Source organism: Pirellulales bacterium (assembly GCA_019636335.1).
In the GTDB taxonomy this organism is placed as follows: Bacteria; Planctomycetota; Planctomycetia; order Pirellulales; family JAEUIK01; genus JAHBXR01.
On record JAHBXR010000032.1, the window covers coordinates 13,947 to 36,672 of the forward strand.

Here is a 22,726-nt window from a genome sequence, read left to right on the forward strand (position 1 = left end):
CCTCGCTGGGGGTGTTGCCTGCTCGCCTGACGCTCAAGGCGATGCCGCACGCTCCACAGCCAGGTCCAACGGCGGGCGCGGAACCTGGCCAGCCAACCCACGTATTCGTGCGCCGCGATCAGTCCGCGCCAGCGTCGACGGCCGCGCTCGTCAAGACAGGGAAGTTCATCGCTTTACAAAGCGTCTCGCAGGGCACACGGTTGCGACGATCAGCGCTCGCCAGCAGCGCCAAGTCGGTCGTTTCCGCCCCCAGGGGGACGGTCTCAGGGAGGAGACTCGAGTTATGCGCTTTGCCGTTCGCTTTGCCATTGCCCTTTCCGTGGTCGCCGCCCTAGTCGATACAGGACTTGCCCAGCAGCGACGTCCCAGCACGCAACAACAACAGCCTCAGTATCGCCGTCCCAGCGGTACTCCCCAGGCCCAGCGACCCCCGCAGCAGCCGACGCAGCGCGTGGCGAATCGCCCCGCGCAGCCGCAGGCCACGCAGGGGGGTCAGGCCGGTGAAGTCACCAAGCAGGAAGTGCTGACCACCATCTTTTCGCAGGTGGTTATCGGCGGGCTGAAGAACCCCTGCGGCGTGGCCGTGCAGCCCAAGAGCGACGAGGTCTTCATCGCCGATAGCGGCGCCGGCCAGATCGTGAAGCTGAAGGACGTGCCGGGCGCCTATGAACTGCTGCCCGTGATTACCGGCTTCCCGACCGACACCTACGGCAAGAACCCGACCTACGAAATCGGTCCCATGGGACTGGCGTTTCTGAACAAGTACACGCTCGTCGTGGGCGAAGGGGGCCTGCCCGAGGGGCAGGACGTGGTGCGCGTGTTCCGCGTGCCGCACGCCGGCTCGATCGACGCGGGGGACGTGCTGCAGCAGCTTGGCCCGCTCCGCGCCAGCGCCGGGAGTGCCACGGGCGAAGGCAACTTCTTTGGCGCCTTGGCGACCGCCACCGATCTGTTCGTCACCTGCAACGGCGACTCGTCGAACGGCCTCATCGCCAAAGCCCCGATCCAGGATGGCGAAGTGGGCGAACTGGTGCCGTTCATCAACTCGCGTCAAGTGACTGGCGCGGCTCGTCCGGCGGCGATCGCCCTGGGACGTCAGGGGCAGTTGGTCGTCAGCCAGATGGGAGACTTGCACACCCCGAACGACAGCCTGCTCACCGTATACGATCCCAAGGCGGGGGGCCTGCTGATGAATGTCGCCACGCAATTGCACGACGTGACCGGCGTGGCGATCAGCCCCCAGTCGGGTCGCATCTATGCGGTCGACTTCTCGTGGATGGCCCCGGAAGAAGGTGGTCTGTATCGCCTCGACCTGGTGAAGGACGGCCCGGAAACGATCTGCAAGCCGACGCTCCTCATGTCGCTCGATCGCCCGAGCGCGTTGGCCTTCGCTCCCGATGGCACGCTGTTCATCACGACGTTCGGCTCGCACACGGCCGAGCAGAAGGGTGGACTGCTGGTGCGCATCTACAACGACTCGAAGCTGTAAACCGCACGACCCGGGCGGCGATGCGGGGAGCTTCTCGCTCGCTGCTTTGGAAGCGCGGCGGTACGGTCGATGTTTCGCCCGGCCTCCGGGCGTAGCAACCCTTGTCTGATCGTGGAATCGTGGTATCGTTGGACGATCGAAGTGGAGTCGGGGGGATAGGTAGCCTTTGCGGGCTAGCGCTTTCCCTGCACCCCCGTCTCATCAGGGCGCTGTAGCCAAGTGGCTAAGGCAGTGGATTGCAAATCCACCACCGACGGTTCGAATCCGTCCAGCGCCTTTTTTATTGCGCAGTAGAGACTTGCGACGATTTTTCTGGCCTCTCGCCAGACCCCTTTAGGGGGCGTTTGTTACCCGAAGTGTTACCGTTGGCGGTTGAAAACGACTGCCACACCGCTTCGGCGGTCTCGTCGGCCTCGAGCCCAACGTAGTAACGCATCGTGGTCGAGATCGACTCGTGACGCATCATCTGCTGTAGCACGGCGGGCATGACCCGAGTTGCCCAACGGCTGCCGAACGAACGCCGCAGGTCATGCGCAGTGGCGCACTTCGGTTGCTTGCCCGGCCGCTCTTCCACCTTGATGCCGGCCTTGCGTCCGATGGTGGTGATCACCTTGCCGGCGCGAACCGCGTCCGATCGCCGTGTGCGGCACCGCGGCATGACCGGCTGGAACACCGGGCCCGTCCGCTCGGCCTCGGGAACCTCTGCTAGCAGCGCCGCGAACTCAGGGGCCATCGGTAGCAGACGGTCCTTGTTGCCCTTCTCCAGTTCGGCCGGAATGCGAATCATGGGCCGCTTGCCGTCGAGATCGACGCACAGCTTGTCGCGACGGTCCCAATACAGCTCCAGGCTCTCTGCGAGCCTCAGGCCGCTCCACCAGAGCCCACGCAGGTAGAAACGCCACGACTGGGTCGGCGCCTTGCCTACGACCTTCCTGGTGGCCATCAGCAGGCGGTCGAACTCTTCGCCCGACAGCGGCCGCCCCTTCATCGCCTTGGCTCCCTTGGCACGCTTCGGCAGTTCGAACGTCGGCACCTTCACGAGGATCCCCTGGCGGTGTGCCCAGCGGAGTGCCGCCCGGAGTTGCCCCAGGTAGCTCTTGATCGTCGACTCGGCGACTTGTCGCTCCGTCCGTAGTGCCTTGGTGAACTCGGCCACGCGCTCGGTCGTCACCTTCGCCAGCAGGTCGACGGGCGTGTGATGCTCGACGAGATCAAGCACGGTCTCCGCCCGAATGGCGCCGTTGTCCGACAGCGCGGCCAGCGACTCGCTGGTGTACCGCTCGCGGAATTGCGCCCAGGTAACCTTGCTCGGGGCTTGGTACCGCCCCTCGCGCAGCTCGGCTTCCCATTTGCCGGCGGCGCTGATGGCCGCGTCGCGGTCGCGCTTCAGGCCGGTATTCTCCACGCCTGTTGAGCGCGTCTTTTTCTTGCCCGTCACCGGGTCGCGATACTGCATCTGCCAATGTTTTCGGTCGCCGAACGCGACGACCGACACGCGAATCGATTCCATCGGTTCACCTACCTTTCAAGTAGAGAAAAAGCCCCCGCCGGCCACGTCGACCGGCGGGGTGAACGGTCCTATCGTTTCCACGAACGCAACTTGGCCAGCGCCTCGGCGTCGACATCAGAAACATCCGGCAAATTTGCCGGGTCTTTCTCTCGCACCTCGATGGCGGGCGAGGGGAGGGGGGGCTTCTCTCGCATCGGCTTGCTGGTGCGATTGTCAGCCAGCGCCGCCACGAAGCCCCGTGGCAGCTCGAGTACGAAGCCGGTCGGCTCGAACTTCCCGTCACTGGTCGCCTTCAACAGTCGGCAGAGTCGGTCGGCGGAGATGTCGACCGGCCTTACGTCGGTTCGGTTGGGATCCTTTGCGGTCAAAGGGCACCTCCTTCCTCGACGATGAACACGATGCAAGCCCCGTCGCGCATGCGATGCTGGTCGACGACCGCTTGCCCCAGCTTGTTGATGCGTGCCAGGGCGCACGACGCCAGGTCGGCAACCTGTGCAGGTCGACCAACGCAGATATAGGCGCTCCGGCCGCCCGCCACGGCGATAACCTCGAGCGTCGAGTGCAGGCAGAACGGGTCGCCAGCCTTGTTGCCGTTGATCCACTCATGCCGCTGCCAGTAGGCCAGTTGCTTTGCCGTGACGATCGGTGGTGACGTTTTCTGGGGTGATGTCGCCAAACTCATGCGGCACCTGCCTTTCCGGCAAGCTCACCGGCCTTGATGTGCGCGCGGCGTTGCTCGATCGTGTTGATTATCTTTTTGAACCGCTTGGCCATGCATCGCACGACCTCGATGAGCTGCTCCTCGAGCGGCTTTTCTTCGCGATCGTCGAGCCAATAGGAAAACCAATCCTCTGAGCAACCGCAATTGAGCGACACGTCGTAGAGGTGCCCCCTCGAAGGGCACTGCGGATGAAAGCGGTCTTGGTTAAAGTAGTCGGCAGGGGCGAATACCACGTCCAGTTGGCCGCGAGTCAGCCAGTCGAGATACTCGGCGATTTCTTCCTGCTGGGACCAGTCCGGCTTCGGTGGTGGTGCTGCTGGCGTAGCGGCAGCAGGGCTTTGCGGTGTTTCGTTCTCGGGAACGTCACGGACGGCGGGAGGGGGAACGACGGTGGCCATAGGGTCCACCTTTCCAGCGCGGCTCAGAATGAGCGCGCGCAATAAAAGAGCCCGTCCCCCCGCTGGCGCTCTCAGGCAGTCTAGCTACCTTGCGGGCCTTACGGCTTGCGCACACCAACGGAGGGACGGACTCTATTCTTCTAGACATTTTCGAGAACCTAGACTTTTGAGAGTCCACATTCTGCCAACCACGCTCCCGATCGTCAACAAACCCTCAAAGCGGCTGATAGTTGACAGTTCCTGCGGCTGAGCCCCGCACACGCCTCCTAACGCACGCTACGCCTCGGCGACCGTTGACCCATCGACCACGCTCGGCGCAATTCCTGGGGCATCCTGGCGAACCGTTTTCCGCCGAAACCATCCAAACGGCAACCAGCGGTTCCACTTCGACTGCCGCCTCTGGCACGGCACACATTTCTTCTTGAAGCCCATTAGCGACAGCACATCGGCCACCACGTCGCCGATGCCTCGCCATTCGCCATTCAGACGATTCGGCTCGACGGTGCGCACGCCGCCGTCTGCGAACGGGCACCCGTTGCACACGGCCGGCCACACGTAGTCGCCTGGCGCGCGCACGCTGGGGTGCGAGCACTGGAACTCAGTTGACAGGGCTCGACGATGTTGCCGATGCGTGCAAGCTTTCATAGCGCCGTCACCAAACACGTAGCCGCAGAGCCGTTGCAAATCGCGGTCGTTGGGCATCCCTGATTACTGCTAAAGGGAATGCTCAGTGCGGAAAAACTCGCGCAGTTTTTCTTGGGGCTAGTACCCGAAAGAATCCAGGTGATGGAAGGAACGCCCACGGTGGGCGGGCTTCCCACAGAGCCACCGATAGAAACGGTTACGCCCAGCACACCAAATGACAGATTGATACGGTCAAAACTGCGCACGCAATGTCCTGTACAGACCGGCGAAAAATCCACGCTCCACGTGCAAGAAGTGCGATGCTCAACGACATAGCTGCCATTCAGACCGGCGCAGCTACCGCACGCCCCGTTCGTGATGCCCGATAGCTCAATGAGATAGAACCTCGGCAGCATGGTTTCATTACAGGGCGTACACGTCGCGCTAATCAAATCGTCGCAGCAGCAGTCGTCGTGCGCTGCCAGCTTATCGCCAATGCGCAGCAGCTTGTTTGTGCCCTTCTTGCGTTTGAGCGTGGCCACCATCGCCGCGATTTCGGCCCGCGACCAATATCGCCACGGGTCTCGGCACAAGTCGAGCAATCGATTGCGCGGGATGGCGACCATTACGAGCACTCGTCCAGTTCGATGATGTCGGTATTCGCCGTGTCGTCGTCGCCCGCCATCGTGACCACCGTGCGGGTGTGCTTGCGGAGCGCCGTCGGATCGTCCGGGTCGTCGGTGTCGACGTCGACCACGACCTCGATGGCAACATGGCCGACGTTCGCGAGCAGATAAGCCGGCTCATCGCCGGAGCGATCCTCGACGATCAGCACGTTCGCACCGCTGGGGCCGGCGAGCGACAGGTAGTTGATGACCGACGTGATTTCAGGCACTGGGCCACCGTCGAGCGCCACCACGCCGCTTACACTGGCGGACTCACCGCCGCCGCTCGAGCTGCCCACGCCAAGCGAGTCGGCGAGTTGGCCCTTGAACCAGCGAGGGGCGGTGCTCGGCGTGTCGATAACGAGCTGGTCGCCCTGCTGGAGGATGCAGAACACGACGTCGCCCACTTGGCGGGATGCTTGGTACAGGTCGACCAGTGGCTTGGGATCGCCGGTCGGTTCCCACGAGCCATCGACCTTTTTCATCAGGCGGCCTTCGAGCGTTGCGCCGCTGCCGCTGCCTTCGCCGGTCGAAGTGATTTGAAAGGGCTGCGGTTCTTCGTTGAACCAGTCCATCGCGGGGATCTCGGCGCGGTAGCCGCCATGCGCCCTGCTGCGATACTCCTTAGCCACCTTGACGAGCGTTTTGGCGGTCGAGACTTTGAAGACGGGGCGTTTCGGCCTGGCCATGCGAGCGATTCCTTACGCTTCGAGCAGACGCACGTTCTTCGCGCGAACGCCGCGGTCCGTGTTCTCGGTTTCAAATTCGACCGACATATTCACGGCCAGTGTGGTGAAGTCTGGCGCCTGCGTGGCGTGAAAGAACACGTCGTCTGGCCGCTCGCCTCCCTCGGGGCGAATGAAGCCGTAGCCGCGATGTTCGTCGATTCGTTTGATGGTGCCGCGCACGGAAAGAGTCCTATACCTGCTTGGTGTAAAAAACCGGCGCCGCCACAGTCCATAGCGGCGCCGGGGGCCATGCGCTACGTCGCGCATTTCACGGTCTAAAAGAGCCGGCGCGGCGAATGGAACGGAGCTAATCGCCACCCGCCACGCCGGCTGCGCGCGCCGGGACTCCAAGAACCGGCGCGCGAGGCATGTCTACTAACCGCTGGCGTCGCCGGTCGACATGACGCCGTACTCAACGTCGCCTTGGGCCGCGCCGATGTCCCAGTACGCGCGCCACGCCAACCCCAGCGTGTCGAACGAAGTTTCGCTCGATTGAATCGTCGGAGCCATCGCGCCGTCGAGCAGTGCGACCGTCACGACCGAACCGATATTCGGCGACGACAGCAGCAGCCACTTGGTCGGCGACTGGTTGGGAATCATCGCGCCCGATGGCGTGCGCACGGTCGTCACGTCCATGTAGGGCGATTTGATGAGCTGATAGCGCGATGCGTGCGGGTTTGCTTGCGTGATCGCGCTCGAATTGTTGTCGACGTTGAGCAACAGGGGCGCGAGCAGTTGTCGACCCGTTACGGACAGCGCATTGCCGACGAGCAAAATCGCCGCGCTGCCGGCAACTGGCTTTCCGCCGACGCCGACGTGCGAGCCGAAAGCCGTTTCGGCAGTCTCCAATCCACTCAAGCCCAACGGCGCGTCAATCGCATTGCCGTTGCTGCTGTGGAAAAAGTTGTCCAGATTGCCCAGCAGCACCGTGAACACGAGCGACTCGGCGGCCCAGTTCGCGCCGTCGGCCAGGCCGTTCATGATTTCCGCGAACGCACCTAGGTCATCGTTTCTGATGTGCCGGCGATCAAGCGAGATCATGCGGGCCACGGTGTCCGGCGCGACCGTGCGTTTCGAGTCGGTCAATCGCCCGTGCTGGATCTCGCCCTGTGGATTCAGCGGCAGCAAGCCGAGATCTGCATCCGCGCGGTACAGTTTGCGCGGGTGGAAATTGTCGGCCGAAACCTGCTTGGTGATGCGCGGCCACACTGGTTCTGCCAACGCCAGGCGTTGCAGCATCATCTTGCCGCCGGCATCTTCCAACACGTGACTGACTGTTAACGTCGAGTACGCTCCGCCGCTGGCTTCCAGGCTTTTGGCGGCTCGCACGTAGGTATCGACAAACTCGGGCGACGTGCGCGAGCCATGAAAACCACTGCCGTTCTCGGTGCGAATCACGCCGTCCATCAGCGCGTGCAGGCTGCACATTTCGCGCACCCGCTTGGTGTCTGATAGCTCGAGCACCGGCTCGGAATAGACGTGCTCGAATCCGTAGTTCTTGCCGAGCAGTGGCGCGCTCGCGGCCATCCCGAGCTGCCGAGCGACAGCGCACGACAGCGCCTGCGCGTGCAGGTCGGGGTTCGCCTCGGGGCCGAGCGTCACCTGAATCGCGGGCCGGCGTTCCATGTCGACGCCGTTGGAGAGTCCGGCGCGGAGCAACTGCACTCGCACCTTGAGCGGGTCCATCCCTGTTTTGATGGCGTGCTTCATGAAGGTGCTGGCCTTTACCGCTTTGCCGTCTTCGGCCGGGTCGACCCATTTGACGTCCGCGTGCTGCGCGAAGAGCGCCTTGATCTGGTCCTGACGCTCAAGCTCGCGCTCTTCGTGGCCCAGGTCGATCGTGTCGTCATCGTGTACCGTTTCGGTAGACATGTGCTTATTCCTTCTCTGAGCCGCGAGAGACGAGACGCCCGCCTTGGGGTCCGCCCCGACTGCGACGAATGAAACCTCGTAGAGCTGACTGGCGCGGACGATCGTGAGCGCGCTTTTGCCGGCAGTGAATTTGCGACCGTTGACGGTCACTTTCTCGCCCGCGTAAACCTCCTCCATGCGAATTACGTGCAGCCCCACGCTCGCTGCGAGGGGCACCTTTGCCTTGCTCAGCGCGATGACGCGCTTGCCGGCATCGGTGTCGCGGGCAATCTCGCCTTCGACGATGAGTTGCTGGCCCTCGATCTTCGGCACGCCGCTGCCCGCGATGGCGTTGACGCTATGCGCGTGGTCCAGCAGCAACGGGTGCCGCTCGGGGATCTCGAGCCCGGCCAGGTCGACCACCACGTCCCCACGGATGCCGCTCGGGCGCATCATGCCACCGCTGTACGCGAGGACGCGAACCGTCGCCGGCCTGTCGGCCGAGTCAGCGGCCAGCAGTTCGACGGTCGCTTGGCAGGTGATAGTGTCGATCGCGGTGCTCATTGCTTGGCCGCTTCCTTGCGAATGGCGTCGATGATGTCGGCATAGGCGGTCGCGCTCCAAAACGGCGAGCCGTCGATGACGAACTCCGGCATGGCGCCGATCGCTTTCGCCACCGCGCGGATCGTTTGAGGGGCGTACTGCATTTCGCGGCAGATGGCACCCAGGGAGTAGAACTGCGCGTTGACTTCGTGGAGCGAGAAGCCGCCCTTGAACGCGCTGGCCATCTTGGAATGAACGCGCGAGGCAAGCGCGATGTTCTCGGCCACGCCGCGGAGCGCCTTTTCGGTCACGGTCTGCGCGGCTTCCTCGGCATTCTGCTCGAGCAGTTCGTCGCGGAAGCGATCGGCGATGTTTTGTTCGGTGTTGGGCATGACGGTTTTCCTTTCGTTGAGTGAATTTTAAGAACTGCGTTTTTCAACTTTCCAAATGGGCGAGCGATGGCGGCACCCAGACGATCTTGAATCGGTGCTGACACGAAGCGCAGGTCGTGTACTGGCAGAACGTGCCGTCACCTTGCGGCTTCTTGCCCTTGAAGCCGCTGACTTCGATCGAGCCGCACTCTCTGCACGCGGGCATCACGCACACGATGAAGTCGTCGCAGCGCCGCCAGGATCGCTTGGGGGTGGTCTTGGTGCCGTCCATGTCTGACCTTAGTGTCACAAGTACGTTAAGTAGCCCCTGCTGTCTGTTCCAGCGAACTAGAGAGCATTTCAATAAAAACCCAGGACCCACCCTCGGGGGGGGTGTATCGTCCTGCATCACCACCCTCATGGGGGGGGTGTTGCGGCCTGATACATGACCTGCGGGGTGATGTATTGACCTGATACATCATCAGGCAGGTCGTCATTTCCTGGCGCTATGGTGGGGCTGTGCCTGCGGCGTGGTGGTCATGCTGCTGAGCAGCCGCACGATGCGCACGCCTTGGGTTGCTCGATGCGTTCGAAGTCTTCAGGGTCGGTCACACCCGCGAGGCGGAAGCTCATGCGCTCGGGGTACTGCGGGAAGTCCGCGAACTTGAACCACGTTCCGTGCGGCCCACACGTTCGGTTGGCTGCCCCGATCCAGGTTGCGCGGGGCACTTCGGCAGGGCGAATACTGATCGAGATGTTCTCGTCGTCGAGCAGGGCGAAGAACTCGACGATCTCGTCTAACTCGCTGGCGCTGAATGTGTCGGCCACGGTCGATGGGATGTACTCATCGTCTCGACGGATGCTGATGTCGGTGCGCCCGTCGAGCAGGCTGCCCAGGATGCGACGGGTCTCGTGCTCGTTGCGGTACAGCGTCTCGTTGTAGAGGCTCACGATCACGTCCTTGTGGCCGGCGTACTCGGCCAGTGTCAGGTGAGCGCAATAGCGGCCGGTCCAGGATCGGGTGGTGTTGGTGGCGGTCATGGTTGGGTTCCTTTCAGGTGGGTCGTTCAAAATCGCTCTTGCGGGGGTAACAGGGGGGGGGAGGGTAATACGTCCTCTTATAAGGACGTATACCCCCCCCCCCTTTCCCCCCGGTGTCAGGGTGAGAGGGAGGGTGATCGATCACCCCAACCGCGCACCCTCACACCCCCTCGGTTTTGCGCTCGTTGATTTGGTACAGGGTGCAATCGTTGCCACTGGCTTCGCCCTCGAAACTGGTCACGAGCCCCTCCGCGATCAGCATCGAAAGCAATCGTTCGGTCCGGCCTGGACTCGGTCCGCCGTTCTTCGAGATCCATGTCTTGGTGCGCGGGCCGGTGCTGAGCAGCCCCAAGATGGCGGACTTGCCATCGGCGTCCCTAGAGGCTTGGCGCTCTTCGTTCTTGCCCTTCAAGCCCTTCAGTTCGGCCGGGTCGAGACACTGGTCGATTGACCACAGCGGAAATGACCATCGCAGGGCGAGCGGCTCGATCGGCGGGAAGCTTCGAACGGCGCCCTCCAGGACGGCACAGTTCGGTTCCTCGTGCGCCCGAAGGACGAGATGGCTGTCAACCGCCCGGGCCTGGCTGCTGGCGCCACTGCCCACGTCGACGACGGCCTTGCCCGATTGCAGACCTTTCGACGAATGGTGAACGCAGATGATGGCGCAGCCGAGTCTCTTGGCGTACGCGTCGAGTTGGTTGTATAGGGCACACGCAGCCGCGTTATCGTTTTCGTTGTAGCCCGGCGGATAGAAGCGATAGAGGGCGTCGACCACGATCACGCCGTACGTGCCGTGCTTGATGCCGTCGAGAACTTGGCCGAGTGAGAAGATGTCGAGTTGGCGACCGCGGAGACTTACGATGTCGAACCAGTCCCGAATGTCTTCGAGCGTTACCCCCATCGCTTCCGCAACGGTCCTGATGCGATGCGCCAGAACGCTCGGGTGCAATTCCGCATCGAGCAACAGCACGCGCGACGGGGCACACAAGAACACGTCCAGCCACCGCACGCCCATCACGATCGACAGGAGCAGCCCATAAACGAGCCACGACTTGCCGACCTTGCTGGCCGCGATCAGGTTGGCCACCTCTTCCAGTCGCAACCACCCATCGACGACGATTGGATTCAGATGCGGATGCGCGGTCGCGAGATTCACGACGTTGACGGGTGCCAGGCCGCGCGACAGGCCACTGTCTTCGGCCAGGGCACCGAAGTCGCGCAGGGCACCACGCAACATGGTTTGCGTGTCGACGCCGTTCGCAGCTTGAATAGCAATGCCGCTGGCGACGGACGCGGCACGACGTTTGCGCCAGGCATCTTTGACCTGCGTCGCATAGTGCGCTCCGTTAGTCGGGCCCGGCACTGCCTGCATCAGCCTGGCAAACAGCAACGGATCGAAGTCGTCGCCAAGGTGCGGCCGAAAGAGCAACGGATCGAAGTGCTCATGCTCGGCGTAGAAGGTATCGAGCGCCGTCACGTATCGCCCGATGGTTGGATCGGCGAAGTGTTCTTCATCGACAACCTGGCGGATCGCGAGCCAAATACCTCGATCGAAGAAACCACTTCCGATGGTGGCCTCCTCGGCGGGGATGTTCGCTGCGGGAAGATTCGAGACGATCACGAGCGACGCCCCCCAGCATTGGCACGCTCGAACACCCCGCGCAGATAGTCGCTGGCGGATTCATAAGCACGCACACCGCGGGGTCGCTCACGTCTGGCCGACGGGCCTGCGAACCTCGCGAGACGTTCGGTGAGGCGTTGCCAGTCGGCCGGCATGCCACCGCGCGATGCTCGACGGGCCAATTCGCAGAGGGCCGGCTCGAGACTGATGAGCCGGAACCAAGAATCGAGCGAAAGCTCGTTGCCGCTGGGCGCGGACTGATGTACGCTCACGGGTGCATCCTTTCTTGTGGTCGTCGCGCCTTGGAATGAGCCCCGGGGCGCGCCACTTTGAATCTGCTACTTGCCGACCTCGGACAAGTAAGCGATCAAGTCCTTGCCCAAGATGTAGCCGCGTCCGTGCGCGTACTTCACCGAGAGTCCGCGGCGCCGAGCCATGCGGAGGGCATGCCGGCCGAGATTGGCGCGGCGAGAGATTTCCTCGAGCGTGTACAACGTCTCGGGAGAGATTTCACCGGGTGCTCCGGTCGAAGTCTTGAGGGGGGCGGTGGCGGTGGGCATCGTCTTTTCTCCGGTTAGTTCGGAATGGCGTTCGTTCGCCGTTCGTCTTGCTAACCGAAGTAGAAAGCGATGCTGGTGATCGTGAAAACAGCTATTAGGTCGCCAGTGCGCACGATGCGCACAGTGCGCACGCTATGAGATGCGAGCCAGGTTGACGATCCCTTTGGTTACCATCGCGCGAATTCGCCCGACATACCGGCGAGCCTTTGGGGTGTCCTTTCGGCTACTGCCTGTTTCCCCCGTGAATTCACGGGCAATTTCATCCCAACCCTTTTCCGCTGTCTGCTCAGCATCGATCTTGACCACCAAGTCCACGATGTCAGTGCAGTTCCTGATTCTGCTAGGGAGGCCTTTCGGAAAAAGTCTCTCCCGGTGCGCACGGTGCGCATGGTTTTTGCCCTCGCCTGCATCGTCAAGAGGCGGTGTGGAGGGGCTGCAGGCAATAAGGATTGCCCGCGACAGCTCCTGCTCTCGCATTTTGCTTGCGCGGTTGAGTGCATCCAGGTCGGGGGATGAAGCGAAGAACGCATCCAGCGCGGTCTCTATGTGAAGCAAGATCAACGCCGAATCTGGCAGGTCGGGGTCAACGTACTCAACCGCGACCTCGACCTCTTCCCCAGATAATTCTCGCGACACAGCAAAGGCAACGTCGCCGACAACGAGGGCGAGCCACTGGATGTCGTCATGGATCGATTGGCTTGGGGACGTGCCGAGAACACGCACGTTATCGACGGCTTTATCGATGAAGGCGACGTCGTATTCGCCGATCTCTGCTTGATAATCGGCAAGCTCACACTCTAGCTCTCGCAGGGCCGCTTCAAAGCGTTCGCCATAGCGCGGGTGGCCGGTTCGCCGATATTCTTCGGCTGCAATGCGGGCATCCATCGCGGCGCTTAGGACATCGGCCGCCATGTTCGACACACCCCGCAAACCGTCGACGCGGTCTTGCATGTTCATCATCCTTTCGGCCGGGCAGACCAGCCGCCCGCGTGGCGATGATGTTTCCACGCGAGCGGTGGTCAATGCGGGGATCAGCCGCGACCCGACAAACTGTTACCGCGACTGTTAGCCGCGAGCCTGATTTTTCATCCTTCGAGACTCAGGGTGCCGATATTGAAGATACCAAATCTGCGCGATTCAGACGCAAGATCGTACGGTGTCAGACCTTACTGTAGGATTGCAAATCCACCACCGACGGTTCGAATCCGTCCAGCGCCTTTTTTCATTCCTCTCAGATCGTTGGGCATGGCGACTGGGAGGGTCGGCCGAAGGGGTAGACCCCCCTTTGGTGCTGATTAAGAGCGCTTTTGAAGGGCCAAATCAGCACTTTTTCTGCCCTAGTTCGTTTGCCTGCGACACACAGTTGTCGCACCGGTTTGCGATGCTAGGGGTATGGCCAGCGAGTCCTCTCATCCCGACCGCCCTGCCGTCGAGTACACGCTCGAGGCGTTTGGGCCCTCGTTGCGGACGTGGGTGATCTTCGAGCATGCCAACAACCGCCGTCGGCTGGTGGACGTCTTCGATTCTCCCGAGCAGGCCCTGCGCGAGTTTCCCACCGCTCGACGCATCGATCAGGCGGCTACTCAATAGTGCCTCTGGTGTCCCTTTGTGGCCATCGAAGGGGGTGAAGTTGGTCTCTTTTCCCACGACGCGAAATTGCTTCGCCCGGCTCGGTGTGGTCGGTTAAAATCGCGGTTGCGGCCGGGTGGCATGCGCCGGACCCGTTCTGGGGCAAGCTGTTGCCGCGCGACAATACTAACCATCCCCCCCCCGCGTTCCCGCCTCGGCAGACATGCTTCACGCCCCGTTGCTGCCTCGCGTCCGCCTCTCCTGCGCCCTTTGTGGAATGGTGCTGCTCAGTCAGGCCTGGATGGCGGCCTGCACGCTGGCAGCCGAAGGCCAGCCCGAACCGGCGCAGGTCGAGTTCTTCGAGAAGCACGTCCGGCCGCTGTTGGTGCAGAACTGCTATCCATGTCATTCGGCCGACGCGAAGGAGGTGCGTGGCGGACTGCGGCTCGATAGTCGCGCCGGCTGGATCACGGGTGGCGACAGTGGCCCGGCCGTTGTGCCGGGCGATCCCGAGGCGAGTCCTCTCATTCGCGCGGTGCGTTACGAAGACTTCGAGATGCCCCCCAACGGCAAATTGCCCGGGGCGGACGTGGCCCGGCTCGTCGAATGGGTCAAGATGGGGGCGCCCGATCCGCGGGACGAGCCTCCCGCCGCAGCGTCCCCCACCCAGAAGCCGGCGCTCGATGTCGAGGCGGCGCGCGAGTTCTGGTCGTTTCGTCCCCTGGCCGAGGTCGAGCCCCCCACGGTGCAGGACGAGGCCTGGTGTCGCACGCCGATCGATCGATTTATTCTCGCGCGGCTCGAAGCCGAGGGGCTGCGCCCGACGGCGCCGATCGAACCTCGCAAATTGATTCGCCGCGTTTACTTCGACCTGACCGGGCTGCCCCCTTCGCCCGAGGAGGTCGACTCGTTCGTGGCCGATCCTTCGCCGGCGGCGTACGAAGCGCTCGTCGATCGATTGCTGGCGAGCCCGCGCTACGGCGAGCGCTGGGGACGCTCCTGGCTTGATCTGGCTCGATTTGGCGAAAGCCACGGTTTCGAGCATGACTACGATCGGCCGACCGCCTATCACTTTCGCGACTATGTGATCGAGGCGCTCCATCAGGATCTGCCCTACGACACGTTCGTGCATTGGCAACTCGCCGGCGACGAGCTCGCGCCCGACAACTTGCTGGCCATGAAGGGCACGGGTTTTCTCGCGGCCGGCGTGCATAGCACGCAGATCACGAAGAACCAGGCCGAAAAAGAGCGTTACGACGAGCTGGACGACATGCTCTCGACCACGGTGCTCTCGACGCTCGGGCTGACCGTCGGCTGCGCCCGCTGTCACGATCACAAGTTCGATCCGATTCCGACCGAGGATTATTACCGGTTGCTGTCGACGTTCACGACGACCGTGCGCAGCGAACCAGATTTGCTGGTCGATCCGGAAGGTTATGCGCGAGCGAAGGAGGCGTTCGATCGCGAGCATGCCCCCTTTGCCGAGGCGCTGGCCACCTACGAACGCGAGCAATTGCCGGCGGGGCTGGCAGACTGGGAACAGAATTGGTCGTCGTTGCGAGAGTCGCCACGCTGGACGCAGGTCGATCCCGCGACGTTGAAATCGTCGGGAGGCGCGACGTTCGAGCGGCAGGCGGACGGTTCGTATCTCGTGACGGGCACGAATGCCGATTTCGATACGTACACGCTCGAGATCTCCACCGGCACGCGCGCGGTGACCGGCTTGCGTCTCGAAGCGCTCAGCCATCCGACGCTGGTGGCGGGAGGTCCCGGACGGGCCGCGAATGGCAATATCGCCCTCTCGGACGTGAAGTTGAGCGCGCGCGGCGCCGCGGCGCCGGTCGGGGCGACGCTCTCGAATCCTCGCGCGACGTTCGAGCAGAAAGGCTTGCCCGTGGCAGCGGCCATCGATGGCGACGCCAAGTCGGCCTGGGCCGTCGATCCTCAATTCGGACGCGATCATGCGGCGGCGTTCGACGTCGCGCTGCCGCCGGCAGAAGGGCAGGAACGCACGCTGACGCTCGTGCTCGCCTTTGGCAACAACCAGGGGCACAACATCGGCCGCTTGCGCGTCGCGCTGGCCGAATCGGCGGAAAGCCCCGCGTTGGAATCGGCGGCGTATCCCGCGGGCATCGTGGCGGCGCTGGATCGTCCGGAGTCGGAACGCTCGGCCGAAGAGCGTGCGGCGCTGCTGGCGTGGTTCGCGCCGCAAGACGCCGGCTGGCAAGCGCTCAAGCGCGCCGCCGATGAACATGCCGCGAAGGCCCCCTTCGCCGAGAAAGTTAAGGTGCTCGTGTCGAGCGAGGGCGTGCCGGCCGTACGACTGCACACGCAGGGTCCCGATTTCTACGAGCAGACCTACGTGTTGAAACGGGGCGATCTCACGCTCAAAGATCGTGTGGCCGAACAGGGCTTTCTGCGCGTGCTGACGCGCGCGGACGAGGGAGCCGGGCGCTGGCAGGCGACTCCGCCCGCAGGCTCGAAGCTCTCCTACCGCCGCACGGCGCTGGCGCACTGGCTGACGGACGTGGAGGCGGGGGCCGGGCATCTCGCGGCGCGCGTCGCCGCGAATCGGTTGTGGGCGGGGCACTTCGGCCGCGGCATCGTGGCCACGCCCAGCGACTTCGGCACGCAGGGGGCACGCCCCACGCATCCCGAGTTGCTCGACTGGCTGGCCCGCGACCTGATTGCCGGTGAGTGGCGGCTCAAGCGACTACACAAACTGCTCGTGACGAGTGCCACCTACCAGCAGGGAACCGACGTCAACGACGTGGCGGCGCAGCGCGATCCCGACAACGCGCTCTGGTGGCGGCGCGTGCCCCATCGACTCGAGGCCGAAGCGGTCCGCGACGCGCTGCTGGCCACGAGTGGTCTGCTCGACGAGCAGATGTATGGGCCCGGCACGCTCGATCAGGCCAGCCGCCGGCGCAGCATCTACTTTACCGTCAAACGCAGCGAGATGATTCCCTTCATGCAGTTGTTCGACGCGCCGGATGCCCTGCAAAGCACCTCGCAGCGCACGACGACGACGATCGCTCCGCAAGCGTTGTTGATGATGAACAATCCCCAGGTACGCGAGTATGCCCGGGGGTTGGCTGGTCGCGCGGCGCCGAGCGAAGAGATCGTGCCGGCCGAGGCGGTGACCGAAGCGTATCGTCTCGCCTTGTCGCGCGCTCCCGACGAAACGGAACTGGCCGACGCACTCGCCTACCTTGCGGCGCGCGAAGCGACCGCGGGGAGTGCGGCGGGCTCGGTCGACAGCGTCGTTGCCACGGCGCGCCGCGAGGCGCTCGTCGATTTCTGCCACGCGTTGTTCTGCCTGAACGAGTTCGTGTACATCGAGTAGGCCATGACGAATCCCCATCCACTCTTCGGCACGCCGCACGCGGGGCACTTTGCCACGCGGAGAGATTTCCTGCGCCGCGCTGGTGGCGGATTGGGGGCCTTGAGCCTGGCCTCGCTGCTGTCGAACGAGGGACTGCTCGGCTCGGCCGCCAGGGGAGAAACGATCGCGCGGGGTGAGACCGCCGCGCCGCTCAATCCCTTGTCGCCGCGGGCCGGACATTTCGAGCCGAAGGCGAAGGCCGTCATCTGGCTGTTCATGAACGGCGGTCCGAGCCACGTCGACCTGTGGGACTACAAGCCCGAGCTCGAGCGGCAGGATGGCAAAGAGCTTTCTGGCTTCGACAAAGACACCGGTTTCTTCGTCGAGCAGGTCGGGCCGCTGATGAAGTCCCCCTTCAAGTTCGCCCAGCATGGCGAGTCTGGGGCCTGGGTCTCCGAGGTCTTTCCGCGGATGGCCGAGCACGTCGACGACATGGCTTTCCTCTACTCCTGCCATACCGAGACGAACAACCACTCGCCGGCGCTGTTTCAGATCAATACCGGTATGAGCCGCATGGGCTTTCCCTGCGTCGGCTCGTGGGTCACGTACGGGCTCGGCTCGGCCAGCCAGAACCTGCCCGGCTTTGTCGTCATGACCGACACGCTCGGCCGCGGATTGCCCAAGGGGGCGGCGCAGAATTGGGGCGCTGGATTTCTGCCCAGTATCTTTCAGGGCACCCAGCTCAACAACCAGGGTCCGCCGATTCACAACCTGGTACCGCCGGCTGAGATGGCGTCCGATCGCCAGCGGGCGCAGCTCGATCTCGTGGCGCAGTTGAACCGGCGGCATCTCGAGCAGCATCCGCACGAGGCGGAGCTTGCCGCGCGGATCGAGAGCTTCGAGCTGGCCTATCGCATGCAGATGTCGGCGCCCGAGGTGCTCGACGTGAACCGCGAGACCGCCGCCACGCAAAAACTGTACGGGCTCGACAATCCAAAGTGCGCGCACTTCGCACGCCAATGCTTGATCGCGCGGCGCCTGGTCGAGAACGGCGTCCGCTTCGTGCAGATCTACAGCGGCGGCACCGAGAACGAAAAGAGCTGGGACGGCCACACGAACATCGAATCGAACCACCGCGGGTTCGCCGCCGAAACCGACACGCCCGTCGCGGCGCTGCTGGCCGATCTCAAGCAGCGCGGCTTGCTCGAATCGACCCTGGTGGTGTGGGGGGGCGAGTTCGGCCGGTTGCCCCTCGTGCAGAAAGGGGGCACGGGTCGCGACCACAATCCGCACGCCTTTACGACGTGGATGGCTGGCGGCGGCATTCGAGGCGGTACCCTCTACGGCAAGACCGACGAGGTCGGTCACAAGGCGGTCGAAGACCGCGTCTCGATCCACGACCTGCACGCCACCATTTTGCACCTCACCGGCCTGGAACACACCAAGCTCACCTACCGCTACAACGGCCGAGAATTTCGTCTGACCGATGTAGCCGGAAACGTGGTCGAGCGGGTGATTGGGTGATTCTGAATCTGTGCAGTGAATGTTTCGATGCGTGCGTCGTGGTCGTATTGTCTGTGCGGCACTCAGCCCGGCATGCCCGATCGCAATCGATAGGCCATTTCCCATAACCGATCGATCTCGCCGCGATCGATGACTTCGAGTGGCTTGAGACCCTGTAGGGCATCGTTCGGCGTGACGAACCACGGTCCTAGTGCCGCCGGTTCGACGGCGTCGCTGAGCTCGCGATAGAGGCGCAGCACTTCGACGTAGGGACGTTCGAGCTTCTCTACCTTCGTGCCCGATTCCTGTTGAGCGATAGCGCGGACCGAGACGTTGACCAGGCGGCTAAAGGTCTCTCGCGTCATTGACCGCAGTGCTGATCGTGACTGCTGGGCGGTTGAAAATTCCCCTCCCGATTCCACGCAACTCTCGCCTCGCCCGCTCGATAACCTTCCTTGCGAGGCGTGCCGTGTCGCTCTTCGACGCGGCTTTCCCATTTTCAACGAACTTCTGCGATCTCACCGGAGACCACCCGGAAAGGAGTGCGTCGATGTCCTACGTCGTTCCCGGGATGCCGCTCATCCCGCAGACCAAGAAAATGGCCTGCTGGTACGCCAGCGCGCAGATGCTCATCACCTGGCGGCGCGAACATACGCGCTCGTGCGAGGCGGGTATCATCGATCCTTCGGAGGATGCCGCCAGCGGCGATATGTGGAGCAAGGACACGGGCATCTCCGACAGCCAGATCATCGCCTTTGCCAAGCGACTGGGGCTGCGGGTAGTGCCTCCCCTGACTCCCTCGCTGGCGACGCTCGAAGGTTGGCTGCGCGACTACGGTCCTCTGTGGGTCAATGGCAAGACGCACATCGTGGTGATCGCCGGCATCGCCGACGATGCGGTGCTCGTCTACGATCCGTCGCCGCTCAACGTGGGACACGTCGACTGGCGTTCGTGGACCAACTGGTACGAGTTCGGCAAATCGAGCAGCAGTCGCGATACGAACACGAATGCGGGCGTCTTCCTGTACGTGCCGTAAAACACCGGCTCGGCCTCGATTAATACCGTCTCAAGCTCTCATGGCAGCTTGATTTACGTCATTTCAGCGACCACAAAATCGTTGACATCGGCGGATTTTGATCGGTAGACTGACGGCTTGTTGGGCGGTAATTCGATGCGCGTTCTGCCGCGAAGTTTTGGCGCAGAGTGCCGCGTTCGTTCTCAGTCATTGTCAGGTACGGCGTACCTGACCTACATCACGGCGGAGGCCACGGACATGCTGGTCGTTCCCGGTCGGACTTCGAAGGACACCTGCGACGGTGTCACGCGTCGCGAACTGTTGCGCGTGGGCGGATCGGCCATGCTCGGTCTGTCGCTGGCCGACGTGCTGCGAATGCAGGCGCAGGCGAATGAGGCGGGCATTGCCGGCGGTCACGGCTGGAACAAGGCCAAGAGCGTAATCCTGCTCTACCTGCAGGGTGGTCCCAGCCATCTCGACCTGTGGGATCCCAAGCCCGACACGCCCGACAACGTGCGCAGCGTCTTCCAGCCGATCGACACGAAGACCAATGGCGTGCAGGTGATGGAGACGATGCCGAAGTTCGCCCAGGTGACCGACCGCGTGACGCTCATCCGCTCGATGAGCTACACGCCGATCGGCTTGTTCAATCACACGGCGGCGATCTACCAGATGCTCACCGGCTACACGGCCGACAAGGTGAGCCCGTCGGGACAGCTCGAGCCCCCCAGCCCGAAAGATTTTCCCAACGTCGGCTCGAACATCATTCGCATCAAGCCACCGGCGGAGCCGATGTTGCCCTTCGTGATGCTGCCGCGCCCGTTGCAAGAGAGCAACGTGGTGGGCAAGGCGGGCACGGCGGGGTTCCTCGGCCGCGCGTACGACCCCTACTATCTGTATCCGTCGGGGGACGACATGGATATGGAAAAGATGGAGCGCATCGTGGTCGACGACTTGAACCTGCGTCCCGAGGTCTCCTCGGCGCGGCTCGAACGCCGCTCGCGCCTCCGCGACGCCATCAACAGCGGCATGGAGACGATCGAAAAGGCCACGGCCAAGTACGATCTCGATGCCTACTACGGGCAGGCGCTGGGGCTCATCATCTCGGGCCGCGCCCGCGACGCCTTCGACCTGAAGAAAGAGAGCGACGCGACGCGCGATCTGTACGGCCGCAACACGTTCGGACAGAGCTGTCTCTTGGCGCGCCGCCTGGTCGAGGCGGGCACGCGCTTCGTCGAGGTGAACTGGCCCAAGATCGCCAACTCCGACAACCACTCGTGGGATCACCACACGGGACTGTCCGACCGCATGAAGAAGCAGTCAGCCCCGATGTTCGATACGGCCCTGGCGGGGCTCATCAGCGATCTCGACCAGCGCGGCCTGCTCGACGAGACCCTCGTCGTGGCCGTGGGGGAGTTCGGCCGCAGCCCCAAGCGCGGCGTGAGCACCTCGGGCAATCAGAACTCGGACGACGGCCGCGATCACTGGCCCTATTGCTATACGGCCTGCGTGGCGGGCGCCGGCGTCAAACGCGGCTTCGTCTACGGCAAGTCGGATGCGACCGGTTCCGCGCCGATCGAGAGCCCCGTGCATCCCTGCGATCTGCTAGCGACGATCTATCACAGCGTGGGCATCGCCCCCGACACGATCGTCTACAACCACCTCAACCAGCCGCGCGAGCTGGTGAAGGGGAACGTCGTCACCGGCATCCTCGCCTAGCGCCCAGTACGCGACGAGTCGTGCGACCAACCAAGCTGCCGCCGGAATCTTACAGGCGGCAGTTTTTTATTTGCATTTCCAGAATGGCCGAGGCGCCCAGCGCTTCGAGCTGGTCCATGATCTCGATCACCTCGTTGCGGCGGACCATTACGCGGACGGCGCACCAGCCGGGGTCTTCGAGCGAGCTGACCGTCGGCGAGTTGAAGCCCGGCGTGATCTGTTCGGCCTGGGCTAGTTTCGTCCGGGCGATGTTGTACTCGAGCAGCGAGTAGGCCCGCGCGATGACCACCCCTTCGAGCCGCCGCACGATGCGATCGGCCATCTCGGCATGCCGGGCAGCGCGGTTCTGCACGAGCACCGTTTCGTAGTGGCCGATCTCGGCGAGCAACCGCAGCCGATTCGCCGCCAGCGTGCTGCCCGTCTCGATCAAGTCGACGATGGCGTCGGCCACGCCCAGCGCAATCATAATCTCGACCGAACCGGTCAGCGTGACGATATGGGCCGTCGCGTCGTGGCTGGCCAGAAAGCGCTCGGTGACGTGCGGAAAGCTGGTGGCGACGCGACAGCCGTCCAACTCGCCGGGATTCTGGATCGAGCTTTCTTCCGGCACGCAAATCGCCAGCCGGCAGCGGCCGAAGCCCAGCTCGAGCCGGGTTGTCAACTCGGCCCCGCTTTCGGCTAGCAAGTCGCTGCCGGTGATGCCGAGATCGATCGCTCCTTCGGCGCACAGGACGGGAATGTCCTCGGTGCGGAGAAAGGTGACTTCGATCGGCATCTCGCGACAGCGCGCGAAGAGCGAGCGTTCCTGGCGACGAAAGCTGAGTCCCGCCTCGTGCAGCAGGTCAGCCGCGACTTCGGCCAGGCGGCCCTTGCTGGGAACTCCGATGCGCAGGTGTTCGAGCGATGGTTTGCTCACGACGGCTCCGACGTAGGTTTCTGCTGCGAGCGGGCAGCCTTTTCATCGAGCCCGGAGATACCGAAGCGCCCCGCCAGCTCCGACTCGACCTCGGCCAGCTTGACCTCGCGGTAGCCGAGCAGGACGAACAAATGGTAAATCAGGTCGGCCGCCTCGCGGATCAGGTGCTGGCGTCCCTCTTCGCCGGGCTCGCCCGCCGCCTCGACGACTTCACGTGCTTCTTCGTCGATCTTGCGGCCGATCTTCTCCACACCGCCGGCAAAGAGGCTGGTCGTGTAGCTTCGCTCGGGGGGGTTCCGCCGGCGATCTTCGACCACGGCCATCAGTTTTGCCAGGATATGCGACTCGTCGGACACGGCAGCCTCGGGGGAGGTTCGATTTTCGAGCGGGGCGGACCGGCTTCTCAGCAAGGCCGCCAACTGGGAAAATATCTGTTCCGAGCCCGCGGTTCGATAGCAAGGACTCGGACGCAAGCCTCGAATGTAGGTCTTTACCCGTTGGGTAGCAATTGGTCCGGACACCCGGCAAGCTGTCGAATGGACGCTGCCACCTGCGGG

The 22,726-nt window shown here is 63.4% G+C and carries 25 protein-coding genes and 1 tRNA gene; 7 read left to right on the forward strand and 19 right to left on the reverse strand.

From position 1 onward, the window contains the following. Positions 1 to 283 precede the first annotated feature (283 nt). Entirely contained in the window at positions 284 to 1,489 is a 1,206-nt protein-coding gene (locus KF708_22425; GenBank protein ID MBX3415457.1) for a hypothetical protein, read from the forward strand. Positions 1,490 to 1,694: 205 nt separating this feature from the next. Continuing rightward, positions 1,695 to 1,766 (forward strand) — tRNA-Cys (locus KF708_22430). A 3-nt stretch (positions 1,767 to 1,769) separates the two neighbouring features. On the opposite strand, the gene KF708_22435 is transcribed toward KF708_22430, so the two are convergent. The 16 genes from KF708_22435 to KF708_22510 form a co-directional block, all read right to left on the reverse strand. Further along, positions 1,770 to 2,999 (reverse strand): site-specific integrase, encoded by a 1,230-nt coding sequence (locus tag KF708_22435; protein ID MBX3415458.1) that lies wholly within the window; start codon positions 2,997 to 2,999, stop codon positions 1,770 to 1,772. Positions 3,000 to 3,067: 68 nt separating this feature from the next. Next, positions 3,068 to 3,367, reverse strand: coding sequence for a hypothetical protein (locus tag KF708_22440; protein MBX3415459.1), 300 nt, complete (start codon positions 3,365 to 3,367; stop codon positions 3,068 to 3,070). Then, a complete protein-coding gene (locus KF708_22445) occupies positions 3,364 to 3,681 on the reverse strand; it encodes a hypothetical protein (GenBank protein MBX3415460.1) in 318 nt (105 codons plus the stop codon). Before KF708_22445 ends, KF708_22440 begins: the two co-directional genes overlap by 4 nt. Continuing rightward, complete coding sequence (locus KF708_22450) at positions 3,678 to 4,118, reverse strand: hypothetical protein (GenBank protein MBX3415461.1); 441 nt, start codon at positions 4,116 to 4,118, stop codon at positions 3,678 to 3,680. Before KF708_22450 ends, KF708_22445 begins: the two co-directional genes overlap by 4 nt. A 276-nt stretch (positions 4,119 to 4,394) precedes the next feature. Next, positions 4,395 to 4,628, reverse strand: coding sequence for a hypothetical protein (locus tag KF708_22455; protein MBX3415462.1), 234 nt, complete (start codon positions 4,626 to 4,628; stop codon positions 4,395 to 4,397). 131 nt (positions 4,629 to 4,759) lie between these two features. Then, entirely contained in the window at positions 4,760 to 5,368 is a 609-nt protein-coding gene (locus KF708_22460; GenBank protein ID MBX3415463.1) for a hypothetical protein, read from the reverse strand. Then, entirely contained in the window at positions 5,368 to 6,096 is a 729-nt protein-coding gene (locus tag KF708_22465; protein MBX3415464.1) for a hypothetical protein, read from the reverse strand. The genes KF708_22460 and KF708_22465 overlap by 1 nt, the downstream gene beginning before the upstream one ends. Before the next feature lie 12 nt (positions 6,097 to 6,108). Then, positions 6,109 to 6,315 (reverse strand): cold shock domain-containing protein, encoded by a 207-nt coding sequence (locus KF708_22470; GenBank protein ID MBX3415465.1) that lies wholly within the window; start codon positions 6,313 to 6,315, stop codon positions 6,109 to 6,111. A gap of 195 nt (positions 6,316 to 6,510) precedes the next feature. Further along, the gene (locus KF708_22475) at positions 6,511 to 8,550 is read right to left on the reverse strand and encodes a hypothetical protein (GenBank protein ID MBX3415466.1); all 2,040 of its coding nucleotides are present in this window, start codon (positions 8,548 to 8,550) and stop codon (positions 6,511 to 6,513) included. Further along, entirely contained in the window at positions 8,547 to 8,921 is a 375-nt protein-coding gene (locus KF708_22480; GenBank protein ID MBX3415467.1) for a hypothetical protein, read from the reverse strand. Before KF708_22480 ends, KF708_22475 begins: the two co-directional genes overlap by 4 nt. Before the next feature lie 43 nt (positions 8,922 to 8,964). Further along, positions 8,965 to 9,192, reverse strand: a complete 228-nt coding sequence (locus KF708_22485) for a hypothetical protein (protein MBX3415468.1) — start codon at positions 9,190 to 9,192, stop codon at positions 8,965 to 8,967. Positions 9,193 to 9,437: 245 nt separating this feature from the next. Continuing rightward, the gene (locus tag KF708_22490; protein MBX3415469.1) at positions 9,438 to 9,941 is read right to left on the reverse strand and encodes a hypothetical protein; all 504 of its coding nucleotides are present in this window, start codon (positions 9,939 to 9,941) and stop codon (positions 9,438 to 9,440) included. A 160-nt stretch (positions 9,942 to 10,101) separates the two neighbouring features. Further along, entirely contained in the window at positions 10,102 to 11,562 is a 1,461-nt protein-coding gene (locus KF708_22495) for an AAA family ATPase (protein MBX3415470.1), read from the reverse strand. Further along, entirely contained in the window at positions 11,559 to 11,834 is a 276-nt protein-coding gene (locus KF708_22500; protein ID MBX3415471.1) for a hypothetical protein, read from the reverse strand. Before KF708_22500 ends, KF708_22495 begins: the two co-directional genes overlap by 4 nt. A gap of 66 nt (positions 11,835 to 11,900) precedes the next feature. After that, the gene (locus KF708_22505; GenBank protein MBX3415472.1) at positions 11,901 to 12,122 is read right to left on the reverse strand and encodes a hypothetical protein; all 222 of its coding nucleotides are present in this window, start codon (positions 12,120 to 12,122) and stop codon (positions 11,901 to 11,903) included. A 132-nt stretch (positions 12,123 to 12,254) separates the two neighbouring features. Beyond that, positions 12,255 to 13,073 carry a hypothetical protein gene (locus KF708_22510; protein ID MBX3415473.1) on the reverse strand — a complete coding sequence of 273 codons (819 nt, stop codon included), beginning with the start codon at positions 13,071 to 13,073 and terminating at the stop codon, positions 12,255 to 12,257. A 441-nt stretch (positions 13,074 to 13,514) separates the two neighbouring features. Between KF708_22510 and KF708_22515 the strand changes: the two genes are divergently transcribed. The 3 genes from KF708_22515 (at position 13,515) to KF708_22525 (ending at position 18,540) form a co-directional block, all read left to right on the forward strand. Continuing rightward, positions 13,515 to 13,712 carry a hypothetical protein gene (locus KF708_22515; GenBank protein MBX3415474.1) on the forward strand — a complete coding sequence of 66 codons (198 nt, stop codon included), beginning with the start codon at positions 13,515 to 13,517 and terminating at the stop codon, positions 13,710 to 13,712. 202 nt (positions 13,713 to 13,914) lie between these two features. Next, positions 13,915 to 17,037, forward strand: coding sequence for a PSD1 domain-containing protein (locus tag KF708_22520; GenBank protein ID MBX3415475.1), 3,123 nt, complete (start codon positions 13,915 to 13,917; stop codon positions 17,035 to 17,037). A 3-nt stretch (positions 17,038 to 17,040) separates the two neighbouring features. After that, the gene (locus KF708_22525; protein ID MBX3415476.1) at positions 17,041 to 18,540 is read left to right on the forward strand and encodes a DUF1501 domain-containing protein; all 1,500 of its coding nucleotides are present in this window, start codon (positions 17,041 to 17,043) and stop codon (positions 18,538 to 18,540) included. 62 nt (positions 18,541 to 18,602) lie between these two features. On the opposite strand, the gene KF708_22530 is transcribed toward KF708_22525, so the two are convergent. Then, positions 18,603 to 18,884, reverse strand: a complete 282-nt coding sequence (locus tag KF708_22530) for a hypothetical protein (protein MBX3415477.1) — start codon at positions 18,882 to 18,884, stop codon at positions 18,603 to 18,605. Positions 18,885 to 19,069: 185 nt separating this feature from the next. Between KF708_22530 and KF708_22535 the strand changes: the two genes are divergently transcribed. Both KF708_22535 and KF708_22540 read left to right on the forward strand, forming a co-directional pair. Continuing rightward, positions 19,070 to 19,555, forward strand: a complete 486-nt coding sequence (locus tag KF708_22535; protein MBX3415478.1) for a hypothetical protein — start codon at positions 19,070 to 19,072, stop codon at positions 19,553 to 19,555. Between the two features lie 237 nt (positions 19,556 to 19,792). After that, complete coding sequence (locus tag KF708_22540) at positions 19,793 to 21,253, forward strand: DUF1501 domain-containing protein (protein ID MBX3415479.1); 1,461 nt, start codon at positions 19,793 to 19,795, stop codon at positions 21,251 to 21,253. A 49-nt stretch (positions 21,254 to 21,302) separates the two neighbouring features. Here KF708_22540 and KF708_22545 read toward each other — a convergent pair whose 3' ends face one another. Next, positions 21,303 to 22,145 (reverse strand): ATP phosphoribosyltransferase, encoded by an 843-nt coding sequence (locus tag KF708_22545; GenBank protein MBX3415480.1) that lies wholly within the window; start codon positions 22,143 to 22,145, stop codon positions 21,303 to 21,305. Positions 22,146 to 22,165: 20 nt separating this feature from the next. Beyond that, positions 22,166 to 22,492: a phosphoribosyl-ATP diphosphatase gene (gene hisE, locus KF708_22550; GenBank protein MBX3415481.1), complete on the reverse strand. Its 327-nt coding sequence runs from the start codon at positions 22,490 to 22,492 to the stop codon at positions 22,166 to 22,168. Between the last annotated feature and the right edge of the window lie 234 nt (positions 22,493 to 22,726).

Excerpts from the sequence above, each read along its gene's own strand:
- KF708_22515 (MBX3415474.1), top strand. The coding sequence starts at position 13,515 with ATGGCCAGCGAGTCCTCTCATCCCGACCGCCCTGCCGTCGAGTACACG.
- KF708_22490 (MBX3415469.1), bottom strand. The coding sequence starts at position 9,941 with ATGACCGCCACCAACACCACCCGATCCTGGACCGGCCGCTATTGCGCT.
- KF708_22535 (MBX3415478.1), top strand. The coding sequence starts at position 19,070 with ATGTCCTACGTCGTTCCCGGGATGCCGCTCATCCCGCAGACCAAGAAA.
- KF708_22525 (MBX3415476.1), top strand. The coding sequence starts at position 17,041 with ATGACGAATCCCCATCCACTCTTCGGCACGCCGCACGCGGGGCACTTT.
- KF708_22505 (MBX3415472.1), bottom strand. The coding sequence starts at position 12,122 with ATGCCCACCGCCACCGCCCCCCTCAAGACTTCGACCGGAGCACCCGGT.
- KF708_22480 (MBX3415467.1), bottom strand. The coding sequence starts at position 8,921 with ATGCCCAACACCGAACAAAACATCGCCGATCGCTTCCGCGACGAACTG.
- KF708_22540 (MBX3415479.1), top strand. The coding sequence starts at position 19,793 with ATGCTGGTCGTTCCCGGTCGGACTTCGAAGGACACCTGCGACGGTGTC.
- KF708_22475 (MBX3415466.1), bottom strand. The coding sequence starts at position 8,550 with ATGAGCACCGCGATCGACACTATCACCTGCCAAGCGACCGTCGAACTG.
- KF708_22445 (MBX3415460.1), bottom strand. The coding sequence starts at position 3,681 with ATGAGTTTGGCGACATCACCCCAGAAAACGTCACCACCGATCGTCACG.
- KF708_22520 (MBX3415475.1), top strand. The coding sequence starts at position 13,915 with ATGCTTCACGCCCCGTTGCTGCCTCGCGTCCGCCTCTCCTGCGCCCTT.
- KF708_22435 (MBX3415458.1), bottom strand. The coding sequence starts at position 2,999 with ATGGAATCGATTCGCGTGTCGGTCGTCGCGTTCGGCGACCGAAAACAT.
- KF708_22530 (MBX3415477.1), bottom strand. The coding sequence starts at position 18,884 with ATGACGCGAGAGACCTTTAGCCGCCTGGTCAACGTCTCGGTCCGCGCT.
- KF708_22510 (MBX3415473.1), bottom strand. The coding sequence starts at position 13,073 with ATGCAAGACCGCGTCGACGGTTTGCGGGGTGTGTCGAACATGGCGGCC.
- KF708_22450 (MBX3415461.1), bottom strand. The coding sequence starts at position 4,118 with ATGGCCACCGTCGTTCCCCCTCCCGCCGTCCGTGACGTTCCCGAGAAC.
- KF708_22465 (MBX3415464.1), bottom strand. The coding sequence starts at position 6,096 with ATGGCCAGGCCGAAACGCCCCGTCTTCAAAGTCTCGACCGCCAAAACG.
- KF708_22460 (MBX3415463.1), bottom strand. The coding sequence starts at position 5,368 with ATGGTCGCCATCCCGCGCAATCGATTGCTCGACTTGTGCCGAGACCCG.
- hisE (MBX3415481.1), bottom strand. The coding sequence starts at position 22,492 with ATGGCCGTGGTCGAAGATCGCCGGCGGAACCCCCCCGAGCGAAGCTAC.
- KF708_22485 (MBX3415468.1), bottom strand. The coding sequence starts at position 9,192 with ATGGACGGCACCAAGACCACCCCCAAGCGATCCTGGCGGCGCTGCGAC.
- KF708_22425 (MBX3415457.1), top strand. The coding sequence starts at position 284 with ATGCGCTTTGCCGTTCGCTTTGCCATTGCCCTTTCCGTGGTCGCCGCC.